Consider the following 12,240-nt stretch of genomic DNA (forward strand, 5'->3'; position numbering starts at 1 on the left):
ACAGCATTCCTTGTGCCTTGCTAGGCGAAAAAATAGTCTACGGCAGTGGTGATTCAAATAGTGTTATCAGGCCCTGGCAGATCATATTAATAGTTCATTATGTATCTTGCACCTGATGCATGAGCATGGCTAAATAATGAGGTTTATTTTTGACAGGTATTGGCTATGAAGATCGTTGCTGATGAAAATATCCCGTTGTTAGATGCTTTTTTTGCTTCGTTTGGGGATATTATTCGTCTGCCTGGGCGGGCTATTTCTGCTGAGCAGGTGCGTGAAGCTGACATGCTGTTGGTGCGGTCCGTTACGCAGGTTGATGCGAAGCTGCTACAGGACAGCACTGTGCGTTTTGTGGGTACTGCAACAATAGGTACCGATCATATTGATGAGCAGTTTTTGTCTGAGAAAGGTATTGGTTTTGCCAGTGCACCAGGGTGTAATGCCAATGCAGTTGTTGAATATGTGCTGAGCGCACTCAATGTGTTAGCTGAGCAACAGGATTTTGATATTCGCGATAAAGTAGTTGGCATTGTCGGTAAAGGCAATGTTGGTGGTGCGTTACACCAAGTGTTACAGCGTTTAGGTGTGGCGACTTGTGTCTGTGACCCTTTTTTGGCAGAAAGTGAACCTCAGGGTGCCTATCTAGACTTGCCTACACTTATTGCGGAAAGTGATATTATTTCCTTGCATACGCCACTCACTGACTCTGGACCCCATCCGACACATCACTTATTTAATGAGCACATTTTACGACAACTGAAGCCTGGCACAATTTTAATCAATGCGGGGCGTGGTGCTGTTATTGATAATGAAGCCTTGCTTAAGTTAAAACATGATGGTGTTAATATCACCGTTGTACTTGACGTCTGGGAAGGAGAGCCAGCGCTTAATACTGAACTGCTACCCTATATTGAGCTTGCTACACCCCATATTGCGGGCTATAGCCTGGATGGTAAGATGCAGGGTACGGAAATGATTTATAAAGCAGCCTGCCGCTTTTTTGGTTTACCTACTCGTATTAAACTCCCTGGTATTGCGCCTATGCCGGTGATGAAAAGCATTAGTTTTGCAGGTAATGTGCCTCGACAACAAGCCGTATCTACAGCAATACGCTCATTATACGACATACGTTGTGATGATGTTATGTTACGACGGGAGTTGGGTAAATCTGAGGTGGATGTTGGCAGCGTTTTTGATAACTTGCGAAAGAACTATCGAGAACGACGTGAGTTTAAAACACTAAAGATCAAATTGAAAAATTGTCCTGGCGATGTGGTTCATGCATTTAAGGCTTTAGGTTTTAAAGTAGTTACTCATTAGTGTTTAGTAATACGATACACTTTTCACGTCGTACGTTTGTTAAGTCATCAGTCTGTTACTAAGCATACCCATTTAGTAGCAGCTGTATACGGTCAATTAATCATATTGCACACGACTGCGGGCTGTGTGCAGAAAAGTTAAAGCTGAGTATTGCGAATGATTATCAGCTCTTTTTTGTAGTGACAGTTCGACAGTTTTCATGTTGCTATCTAAAAATTAAACACTTATTTTTTTCTTGGGAGCACCCAGGCTTTTTCCAGTCTTTTGAACGCTTTTTGTAGCATTTCTTCTGTGATGGGCACTTCTTTGCCATTTTCATCAATGATGGCGCCACCATTAAAAATATCTGGACGATGGGAAGGTTTGGTTTTATTACTGGTTGGAATGGTTTGCAGATGCATGTTCGTTACCTCTTAGCCTAATCAGTACAAAATTCGTTACGCACCTGTAAGACGCCGCACTGTGTAATTAGTTTTTAATATGTTTGGCAAGGCGTTTAACGAGTCACAAAAGTTTTTTTTATGTTTTCTAAATGTGAGATTAAACGACATGTCATGCTAACTGCAACACCCACGTGCAGTGGTTTTTATACCTAAAGGAACTAAAAAAAAATCCCTTTGGTATCATTGATACTCTGAAGTTAGCGGTTGCACACTTAAATAAGAGATTAATACTACTTGAGTAACATGCAGTATAAAAAGGCTATGTATATGGGTAGGGGAATGCTATCAAGGGTAGATGTTAACCACCCTTGATAGCTAAGATATGTGTTCAGGATTACTTCATATTTTGTAGGGCTGCAATCCGTTCCTCTAAGGGAGGGTGGCTCAAAAATAAGTTGGCGAGCAAGCTGGATTTTTGCTCTCCACTAATGCCAAATGCAGTCATAGTTGAAGGCAATGCACTTTGCTCTGCATAATCGGCTTGTAAACGTTGCAGGGCACCAATCATTGCTTCGCGGCTGGTTAATTCAGCACCAGCCTGGTCTGCTCGGTATTCACGTTGGCGTGAAAACCACATGACAATAGTAGAAGCCAAGATGCCTAACACAATCTCCATAACAAATGTGGTGATATAAAAGCCAATACCCACACCACCGCCATCATCATCACGACGCAGGAAGCTATCAACGGCATAGCCAATAATTCGCGCAAAGAACATAACAAAGGTATTAACAACACCTTGGATCAGTGACAGCGTCACCATATCTCCATTAGCGACATGTCCTATCTCATGCCCTAGAACCGCTCGGACTTCATCGGCACTCATGCGTTCCAGCAGACCGGTGCTGACCGCTACAAGTGCGTTATTTTTATTCCAACCTGTTGCAAAGGCGTTGGCTTGTGGTGACTGAAAGACACCCACTTCAGGCATACCAATACCGGCTTTATTAGCCAGTTCTTGCACCGTTTCCACCAGCCAGCGCTCATTAGCCGATGTGGGCTGGTCTATCAACTGGGTGCCTGTTGACCACTTGGCCATTGTTTTTGATAGCAGTAGGGAAATAAAAGAGCCAGCCATACCAAACACAGCACAAAACACCAAAAGGCTGCCAAAATCTAACCCTTGTCTTGTGATGTAGCTGCCAACACCCAATATGTTGAGTGTGATACTGGCAACAACCAGCACAGCAATATTGGTAGCAAGAAAAAGCATAATTCGTTTCATGCTTGGTTACCTATCTCATCAGGAATCTATTAGTCAAATATGTGGTTTGTTAGCTTTTTTTCAAGAACACATGCTGTCAAACACAAATATTAGATGTGTTTGCGCGCATTTAGTTTATGTAGGTTTGTTATAAATAAATACTGATAAATTAAAGGGTTTTTGGTTGAGCTTATCGCTCAAGAGTCGTTATTTATTTTGTGTATATCAGTTATGGGGAGGAGGTAGTTCCTTATTAAAAAAATAACGCAGCAAGTGTTTTACCATAAGAGCTTGTTGATGGTTGATCGCATGGCGTAACTGTTGTGCAAGGGTGGCGTGTTGTTCTGCTACAGAAGGTGGAAGTGGCGGGTTTTCTTGTTGATGAGGGGGGATGGGTTGGCACAATTGGGCAGGTAACAGCCCAGACAGCTTAATAAAACTGGTCTGAGTGAGCACAATTTGATCCAGCGCATCATGTCGAATTGTGTCTTCATAGCGAGCATAACCTTCTTCAGCGAGCCAAATCATACAGCCAAAACAGGCTAAGTGTCGTTGGGTTGGAATACCAAACTCATCAGGATGCTCAGGAGATATAATATCGTCAACATAAAGGGTGCACTTGCGTGGAAAAAAGTTATACAGACGCAGGAGTGCTAGTGCACAGTCTCGATAAAAGTCATCAATATGAATATCAGCCATGAAAATCTACATCATGTGTGGTGAATTAAGGTTATTACAGCACTGAAGTGACTGGCAGACAACAGAACCTTTTCTCACTGGATAAACGGTTCGAAATTACCGCTATGATTCCCTTTGCGATAAACGTTATCTCCAGCACTTACTCTAATACCAGTGCTTACTCTCATAGTAGATAACCCATGTTTAACATGAGCATTTTTGGTGGGTGAAAAATTTGATTAAACCATTGGTAGGCTGCTCAACAAAAAAGCAACTCAAAACCAATGGTTGTATGTAAAGTGTAAATTTATATTCAGTGGTTAAACTTTACTAAAGCAGCTTATTGTTCATAACGACTGAGGAAGTGGGCAAACTTCTCTATGGCCGCTGTCAGGTCTTCAACATACGGTAAGGTGACGATTCTAAGGTGGTCAGGGTAGGGCCAGTTGAAAGCAGTGCCTTGAACAAGTAGGACTTTTTCTTGAATCAGCAAGTCAAGCACCATCTGCTCGTCATCTTGAATACGATAGCGTTTAGGATCAAGCCTGGGAAACAAATACAAAGCCCCCTTTGGCTGAACGCAACTTACACCAGGAATGGCATTAATCAGCTCATAGGCGCGGTCACGTTGCTCAAGAAGGCGACCTCCAGGCAGAATCAGATCATTAATACTCTGGTAGCCACCAAGAGCAGTTTGAATAGCATATTGACTGGGCATTGCTGGACATAAGCGCATGGAGGCCAGCATATCCAACCCTTCAAGATAGCTTTTGGCATGATGTTTGGGGCCGCTTATAACCATCCAGCCAGAGCGAAATCCCGCTGCACGATAAGCCTTGGACAAGCCATTAAAGGTGATGACTAATACATCATCACATAGGGCGCCGACGGAGTGGTGAACGGCATCATCGTAAAGAATTTTATCGTAAATCTCATCAGCAAAGATAATCAGTTGATGCTGACGTGCAATTTCGATGACTTCCAGTAAAAAGGCTTTGCTGTAGACAGCACCTGTTGGGTTATTGGGATTGATCAGGACAATACCACGGGTTTGTGGGGTAATTTTGCTACGAATGTCGTCTAAGTCTGGCAGCCAGTCTTGTTGTTCATCGCAAATATAATGCACGGGTTTACCGCTGGACAGGGTGACAGCAGCTGTCCACAGAGGATAGTCAGGAGCCGGGATGAGGATTTCATCATGGGTGTTGAGCAGGGCCTGCATGGCCATCACAATAAGTTCACTTACCCCGTTACCAATGAGGATATCGTCAATATTGACGTTATGAATTTGTTTTTGTTGGTAGTACTGCATGACCGCTTTACGTGCGGCAAAGAGTCCCTTGGCGTCACCATAACCTTGGGCTTGTGGTAGGTTGCGAATTACATCCTGAATAATTTCTTCAGGGGCATCAAAACCAAACGGGCTGGGATTTCCAATATTTAATTTTATAACCCGATGACCTTCTTCCTCTAAACGCTTCGCTTCGGCAAGCACTGGCCCACGAATATCGTAGCAAACGTTGTTGAGTTTTAGGGACTTATTGATTTCCTGCATGGTTAGGACTCTTTGAATAATCAGCTTAGGTATACCCACTCAGCAGCAGGTGAACAGCCATTGCATTAGCCTCCTGTTTTCATTTGGGCTACTGTGGCACGAAGGATGAAAATTTCATCTTATTGCTGAGTATATGCCATAGTATTGTAATCTGGGTGTTATAAGCAATCGCTGAAATAATGATTTAAGTTTCATACGTAAAGTGTTACAGGTTACCTGTATTTTTTTATGTGAGGGTTTGGGAGTTTGGGCATGAATAAAAATAAAAAGGTTAAAAAGTCTCTTCAAGAGTGGCAACAACAATTAACACCTGAGCAATATCGAATTTGCCGTGAAAAGGGGACTGAGCCAGCATTCTCTGGAGAGTACCTGGGTATGAAAGAGACAGGTATTTATAGTTGTACCTGTTGTGGGCAGCCGTTATTTCATTCTACGACCAAGTATGATTCAGGTTCTGGCTGGCCTAGTTATTACCAGCCAATTGATGAAGAGGTAGTCCATACAGAAACAGATCATAGTCATGGAATGGTACGAACAGAAGTCATGTGTAGTCAATGTGAGGCCCACTTAGGCCATGTCTTCGCTGATGGTCCCCAACCGACAGGATTACGTTACTGCATTAATTCTGCTTCATTAAAATTTACTGCGGCATCATCAGAGTCTACCAAGGAAGATAGTTAATATTCTTTTTTTAACATGGAGATTTGCAATGGCTGATTCACTTTACGAGATACCGTGCCAAACGATCAAAGGCGAATGGATGACGCTTGAACCCTATCAAAATCAGGTAATGTTAATTGTAAATACAGCCAGTCAGTGTGGCTTTACACGACAGTATGCAGAATTGGAGACCCTTTACCAACAATTTCAGGGGCAAGGCTTTGTGGTGTTAGGCTTTCCGTGTAATCAATTTTTACAGCAGGAACCAGGGAGTGATAGCGAAATAGCTACGTTTTGTGAGACACAGTTTCAGATTAGTTTTCCGATGTTTGCAAAAGTAAATGTGAATGGTGAAAGCACACATCCGCTGTATGCATTATTAAAACGCCGAGCGCCTGGTTTATTTGGACTGGATAAAATTAAGTGGAATTTTACCAAGTTCTTGGTTTCACCTCAGGCAAAAAAGATACAACGGTTTTCACCTATAACCTCACCACTTTCTATAAGCCAGCAGGTTGAGGGCTATTTAATGTGTGCCTAGATGCTGGGGATACAGTAGGTCCATTTCGATTAGGCTAGGCCCTAAGCACGAGCAGGCTCGGCCGTAAGAGAGTTACGATGTTGGCCTGCCCACTTTTCAACCATATAAGCCAGCTGGTCTTTTTTAAAAGGTTTTGCCAAATAATCATTCATACCAGAATCCAAGCACTTTTGGCGGTCATGGCTTAGTGCATTGGCCGTAAGCGCTATGACAGGTACTGATTTCATGTGTTCGATGGTACGCAGTTTTTGAGTGGCTTCGTAGCCATCCATTACAGGCATGTTGCAGTCCATAAAGACTAAGTCATAGTGATGTTGTTGACAAAGTGCTAGGCACTCTTTGCCCTGAGTAGCAACGTCGACATGATGACCAATTTTTTCCAGCATACCTTTAACGACAAGTTGATTGATATGGTTATCTTCCACCACCAAAATATGCATGGCCTCAAATGTTGAAGTAGGTACTTGGGATATCTCCTCAACAGTTGTTTGGGAAGACAGGTGAAAAACCTGAAGTAAAGTGCTGTAAAGTTCATTCCTGCGTAAAGGTAACTGCAATTGTTTGCTGATACCCAGAATCTGTTGTGTTTCTTTATCCAGCATATCCTGATGAGCGGTCGCGAAGATAATACTCATATCATCATTGGCATTTATAAATGCATTGGCATCAGCGGCTCTGTCAATAATAACACATGAGTATAGGTGCGGCTTGATTTGCTCAAGTTGTGGTACCAACGGTTGCTGGTAACTCAGTGTTTTGTAAGGAGCACCCCAGTAGTCTAAATGGTTGCATAGTGTCTGTTGAAGCGCATCATGGCAAAGCAAGAGAATTTGATAATACTGCAACTGTGGGTTAACTTGCGGTCGAAAAATATGCTCGGGTTTGGCCAGTGGTAGGATAACGGTGAAGGTGCTGCCTAAGGAGGGTTCGCTGCTTACTTTTAGGTGGCCTCCCATCGCTTCACTTAGGTTTCGACAGAGCGCTAAACCTAAGCCAGTACCGCCAAATTTACGGGTAATATCGACATTGGCCTGGGAGAAGGGCTGAAAGATTTTTTCTTGAGCCTCTTTACTGATGCCAATGCCAGAGTCTTTGATATTAATTGCGACGATAAACTCTTGGTCATTTTCATCGGCGACTTGAACACTAAGCTGGACAAAACCCTTGCTGGTAAATTTTATAGCGTTACTTAGCAAGTTACTAATTATTTGGTGGATGCGAGTAGGATCTCCCAATATGTTTTCTGGTATTTCTGGGGCAATATCACACTCTAGTGCCAGTTTCTTTTCGTTAGCACTTTGACTGTGCAAATTAACAGCGTCTTCTACCGTGCCACGTAAGTCAAACTCGATTTGTTCTAGCAGTAATTTTCCTGACTCAAACTTCGACAGGTCAAGTATATCGTTCAATAACTCTACTAATACTTTACCTGAGTTGTAAGCAATGGTGAGTTGTTGTTGCTGTTCATGGTTTAGTTCGCTGTCTAGCGTTAAACCAATCATTCCTAATACCCCATTTAAAGGGGTCCTGATTTCATGACTCATGCTTGCCAGGAAAGCCGAGCGTGCTTCTGCCATCTGCTCGGCCTGATGACGTGCTCGTTCAAGCATGGCATTACTGGTTTGAAGCTGTTCATTCGTTCGGCGCAATTCCCCTGTACGTTGGTCGACAATGGTTTCCAACTGCCCAAGGTAGTGGCGGAGCTGTGCTTCAGCTTCCTGGCGACGGGTCAGGTTTGAGTGAAGACTCTGAAGATACTGATTCGTTGTTTTGACCAGGCAGCCTATTTCATCATCTTCATGATGTTTAGGGTAGGGGAGTTGCACTGCATTTTTTTCATCTTCTGGATTAAGCCGGGTTAGCGCTTTAATCAGGCTTACTAAGGGTTTGGTTAATGTACTGTAGAATAAAAATAATAAAATAACAGATAAAACTAAACTACGTACGAAACCTGTTGCCAGTGTTGTGAGTGAGCGTTGCAGAAAGCTTGAGCCAATGGCATAGGTATCAATTTCTAGATTGAGATAGCCCAATAGCTCATTGGGGTTATAGTCAATGGTTAGCGGTTCTTGGTAGTAACGGGTTTTACCAAACAGAAAGTCACTAATGCCCCGATAAGGCGCATCAAACATGGCCTCTTTGGCTGAAGCCAGAACATTCGCATTACTATCTATCAGCTCTACACCGATAACACTGGGTGACTTGAGCAGACCATTGACTAACTCTTGTGCCAGCTCGTGGTCAATAATATAGGCCATACGTGCGGCAGGGTTACGAGTGATGTCTAAAATAGAGCGAATTTGTGCATCAATAAAGGCTTTTTCGTAACTATAATCCAGCGTAACCTGCGCAATGCTCAGCATCATGCCAAGTAAAAAGGCGACAAGTACAGTGTTTCTGGCCTGTTTATACGATAGTCGTTTTGTAAACTTGATATTCATTAGTCAGGCGTTGTATGACCTGTTAATAAGTTATTAATAGTGATTATAAGGCTTAAAAGGTAGGATACCACTCCCTGGTGCATTCTGGCAGCGTAAGTATCAGTCGTAGACGTTTTTCTTTTTCCAGGTTTCATCTTCATCAACAAGCTCATCAAGCTTGCTGACTAAACTGCTACTTTGATTTTCTGGCGTCTCCTGGCTGGTTTGTGCTTTTTGTTGTTCCTCTGCATGAGCAATTCGATTTTTAATTTTTTGAATATACTCATCATAAGTATGACTGGCATTATGCTTACGCAATTCATCAATAGCACGTTCATAATAGTGAATAGCCAAGGTGTATTTTTCAGCCTGCTGTGCATTATAAGCGCTATAAGAAAACAACTCATAGGTAATAATGATAAGGCGTTCCTTAATGTAATTTATGAGCTTTGATGCATCAACTTTACTGATGCGACTGCTTTTAAAACTCGCCAAGACCAGTCGGTGGCACTCATGGAAGGTATTGTGGAGCTGTTGTGCTTGTGCCTCAGAAGTAATGTTGACTGACTTATGCTGCTCTTGAACAATTTTATCCATAAACTCAGCCATTTCGCCTTTGGTATTGGCTATACGTTCTTCAATAGAAGAGTTATGGTCTTTCACTGATAAGCTTTTAATCGACTCTAGCGCATCAAGCTTTTCACTGATAAGAAACTCCCCTAAGCCATGGCCAAGATAAGGCAGTGGCAATGTACTCATTACCTCTTCAATCCGTCTAATCCGGTTACTAAACATCGAGGCTTTTCGGCTTTTTTCGATTTTGGCATTTTCAGCGCTATGGTAGGCATAAGCTGCGCCTATTAAGATGATGACAAATACCAATATCGCTGCAGTAATCGTAATAGGTGACACCACACTCTCCATTTACTGGTTGTTATTCACCTTATTTCTTAATTGAGTATAGGCCGCTTGCCCAAAGGTGTTTAGGTAAATTCTAGAATGGATAATAGTATGTTTGTGTTACGTGAGCGATATGGGCGTTACTGAGGGGCAGTTTAGTTGCTGATTTGTTTCATTTTTAATGTTGTCATAAAAAAGCTTGACCCATGAGTAATTAGCTCGTAGGATACGCACCCGTTCGCCACAGAAATTGAGAGCGAAGGCCTGCGTCCCCTTCGTCTAGTGGCCTAGGACACCGCCCTTTCACGGCGGTAACAGGGGTTCGAGTCCCCTAGGGGACGCCAAAATATTACAAAAAAGCCAGCATTTAGCTGGCTTTTTTGTATCTAAACATTATATCCCTATGATGTGTTTTCAATTGTTGCTTCAATGAGATACCAAGCAGCTTGGTATCTCATGTGGGTGCTGGACTACATCAGTAGTACTCAATATCACCTTTGTGGTCTTCAGAAACTACAGTGCCCGTAATACCTCGTAGTATACCTTCGGCATTATCAAGAGACCCAATTGCGCCGATTTTACCACCTTGCTTGACGAAGTCACAGATAGCTTCAACTTTTGGTCCCATAGAGCCTTTAGCAAAGTCAAATGAATCCATTTGAGCTGTCGTTGCCTTTTTAATATTTTTCTGCTCTGGGGTTCCCCAGTTAATAGCAACAGCATCCACATCAGACAGAATAATCAAGGCATCAGCTTTCAGGTCATGTGCAAGCACGGCAGAAGCGCGATCTTTGTCGACGACGGCTTCAACACCTTCAAGCTTGTCACCTGTTTTTGCAACAGGAACACCACCACCACCAGTACAAATTACTAAACTGCCTTGGTCAACCAGCGCTTTGATGGTATCTAGTTCAACAATAGCTTTTGGCAAAGGAGAAGGCACAACACGGCGGAAATAGAGACCATCTGCTTTTATGGTGTAGCCCATGGTACGTGTGAGTTCAGTTGCTTCTTCTTGACTGTAAACAGGACCTACAAACTTGGTAGGATCAGCGAAAGCAGGATCGTCTTTGTCAACAATGGTTTGGGTCAATAATGCTGCAACGGATTGCTTAGGCATTTCATTGTTAAGACATTGAGCAAACATATAACCAATCATGCCTTCTGTTTCGGCACCTAACACGTCAAGAGGGTAGGGTGAAACATCTTTATAGGCATCATTTTGTAATGCCAATAAACCCACTTGAGGGCCATTACCATGGGTTAACACGACGGTATGCTCTTCAGCAACTTTAGCGATAGCCGCTGCTGCTTTTTTAATATTTTGATATTGAATGTGTGCTTCTAAGGGTTCACCCCGTTGGAGAATAGCATTGCCTCCAAGCGCGATTACAACTAACATGCTTGCTTCCTCTCTCTATAAGTGGGGACTGGCTGCCCTGGATGGGGAAAGGGGCAGCCAGGTTCTAGCAGACTAGGTGATTATTAGCTACCTAAGGTGGCAACCATTACGGCTTTAATAGTGTGTAACCGGTTTTCAGCCTGATCGAAGACAATTGAGTGTTTAGACTCAAATACTTCTTCCGTAACTTCCATACCGTCAAGACCATACTTCTGGTAAATTTCTTCACCAACCTTGGTTTCTCTGTTATGGAATGCAGGTAAGCAATGCATGAATTTCACATTGGGGTTACCGGTTTTTTCAATTAACTCACGATTAACTTGATAAGGCTTCAACAGCTTAATACGTTCTTCCCAGACACTGTCGGCTTCACCCATAGACACCCATACATCAGTGTATAAAAAGTCAGCATTTTTCACTGCTGCTTCTACATCATCTGTAATCATGATTTTAGCGCCAGTGGTTTTGGCAATTTCTTGGGCAACATTGACGAGCTTCTCATCAGGTCGGCAGCCTTCTGGAGCAGCCATACGGAAATCCATACCCATTTTAGCGGCGCCAATCATGAGTGAGTGACCCATATTATTACCACCATCACCTAAGTAGCAGTAAGCAATCTCATTCAGTGGCTTGCCACTGTGCTCTAGCATGGTTAGGAAGTCGGCAAGAATTTGCGTTGGGTGAAATTCGTCAGTAAGGCCATTCCAAACAGGCACACCTGCGCTAGCGGCTAACTCTTCGACGATTTCTTGACCAAAACCGCGATATTCAATGCCATCATACATGCGGCCTAAGACACGAGCCGTATCTTTCATTGATTCTTTAGCACCTATTTGTGAGCCTGATGGGCCAATATAGGTGACATTTGCGCCTTGGTCGTATGCTGCTACTTCAAAAGCACATCGTGTGCGAGTAGAAGATTTCTCAAAAATTAAGGCAATGTTTTTACCTTGCAGCCGAGGTTGCTCATGACCTGTGTATTTTGCAATTTTTAGGTCATCAGCAAGACGTAGTAGAAACTTGATTTCACGAGGTGTTAAATCTTCTAGTTTAAGAAAATGGCGGTTTCTTAAATTAAATGCCATGACTATTTACCTTACTCTTATCTAAAACAGTTGTT

At 42.8% G+C, this 12,240-nt stretch carries 11 protein-coding genes and 1 tRNA gene; 4 read left to right on the forward strand and 8 right to left on the reverse strand.

Features of this window, described 5'->3' with window-relative positions; translation table 11 throughout:
• Nucleotides 1-165: 165 nt before the first annotated feature.
• Complete coding sequence (gene pdxB, locus KHS79_RS13140; protein ID WP_212719647.1) at nt 166-1,317, forward strand: 4-phosphoerythronate dehydrogenase PdxB; 1,152 nt, start codon at nt 166-168, stop codon at nt 1,315-1,317.
• Nucleotides 1,318-1,541: 224 nt separating this feature from the next.
• Here the strand turns inward: pdxB and KHS79_RS13145 are convergent, their stop codons facing one another.
• The 4 genes from KHS79_RS13145 to KHS79_RS13160 all read right to left on the reverse strand — a co-directional run bounded on the left by KHS79_RS13145 (nt 1,542) and on the right by KHS79_RS13160 (nt 5,197).
• Nucleotides 1,542-1,718, reverse strand: coding sequence for a PA1571 family protein (locus KHS79_RS13145; RefSeq protein WP_165773425.1), 177 nt, complete (start codon nt 1,716-1,718; stop codon nt 1,542-1,544).
• A gap of 376 nt (nt 1,719-2,094) precedes the next feature.
• Entirely contained in the window at nt 2,095-2,985 is an 891-nt protein-coding gene (gene htpX / locus KHS79_RS13150) for a protease HtpX (protein ID WP_027709511.1), read from the reverse strand.
• 204 nt (nt 2,986-3,189) lie between these two features.
• The gene (locus tag KHS79_RS13155; protein WP_027709512.1) at nt 3,190-3,663 is read right to left on the reverse strand and encodes a hypothetical protein; all 474 of its coding nucleotides are present in this window, start codon (nt 3,661-3,663) and stop codon (nt 3,190-3,192) included.
• A gap of 319 nt (nt 3,664-3,982) precedes the next feature.
• On the reverse strand, nt 3,983-5,197 hold the full coding sequence (locus KHS79_RS13160) for a pyridoxal phosphate-dependent aminotransferase (RefSeq protein ID WP_212719649.1): 1,215 nt from the start codon (nt 5,195-5,197) through the stop codon (nt 3,983-3,985).
• Between the two features lie 252 nt (nt 5,198-5,449).
• On the opposite strand from KHS79_RS13160, the gene msrB reads away from it, so the two are divergent.
• On the forward strand, nt 5,450-5,878 hold the full coding sequence (gene msrB / locus KHS79_RS13165) for a peptide-methionine (R)-S-oxide reductase MsrB (protein ID WP_212719651.1): 429 nt from the start codon (nt 5,450-5,452) through the stop codon (nt 5,876-5,878).
• A 28-nt stretch (nt 5,879-5,906) separates the two neighbouring features.
• On the forward strand, nt 5,907-6,398 hold the full coding sequence (locus KHS79_RS13170) for a glutathione peroxidase (RefSeq protein WP_094787703.1): 492 nt from the start codon (nt 5,907-5,909) through the stop codon (nt 6,396-6,398).
• Nucleotides 6,399-6,439: 41 nt separating this feature from the next.
• On the opposite strand, the gene KHS79_RS13175 is transcribed toward KHS79_RS13170, so the two are convergent.
• A complete protein-coding gene (locus KHS79_RS13175) occupies nt 6,440-8,839 on the reverse strand; it encodes a response regulator (RefSeq protein ID WP_094787702.1) in 2,400 nt (799 codons plus the stop codon).
• 99 nt (nt 8,840-8,938) lie between these two features.
• Nucleotides 8,939-9,730, reverse strand: coding sequence for a hypothetical protein (locus tag KHS79_RS13180; RefSeq protein ID WP_212719653.1), 792 nt, complete (start codon nt 9,728-9,730; stop codon nt 8,939-8,941).
• Between the two features lie 256 nt (nt 9,731-9,986).
• Here KHS79_RS13180 and KHS79_RS13185 point away from each other — a divergent pair.
• A tRNA-Glu gene (locus KHS79_RS13185) sits at nt 9,987-10,062 on the forward strand.
• 131 nt (nt 10,063-10,193) lie between these two features.
• Here KHS79_RS13185 and arcC read toward each other — a convergent pair.
• Both arcC and argF read right to left on the reverse strand, forming a co-directional pair.
• Nucleotides 10,194-11,120, reverse strand: a complete 927-nt coding sequence (gene arcC / locus KHS79_RS13190) for a carbamate kinase (RefSeq protein WP_094787700.1) — start codon at nt 11,118-11,120, stop codon at nt 10,194-10,196.
• Between the two features lie 83 nt (nt 11,121-11,203).
• Entirely contained in the window at nt 11,204-12,205 is a 1,002-nt protein-coding gene (gene argF / locus KHS79_RS13195; protein ID WP_094787699.1) for an ornithine carbamoyltransferase, read from the reverse strand.
• Between the last annotated feature and the right edge of the window lie 35 nt (nt 12,206-12,240).

The sequence above is a fragment of the Zooshikella ganghwensis genome, from assembly GCF_018263875.1.
GTDB lineage: Bacteria > Pseudomonadota > Gammaproteobacteria > Pseudomonadales > Zooshikellaceae > Zooshikella > Zooshikella ganghwensis.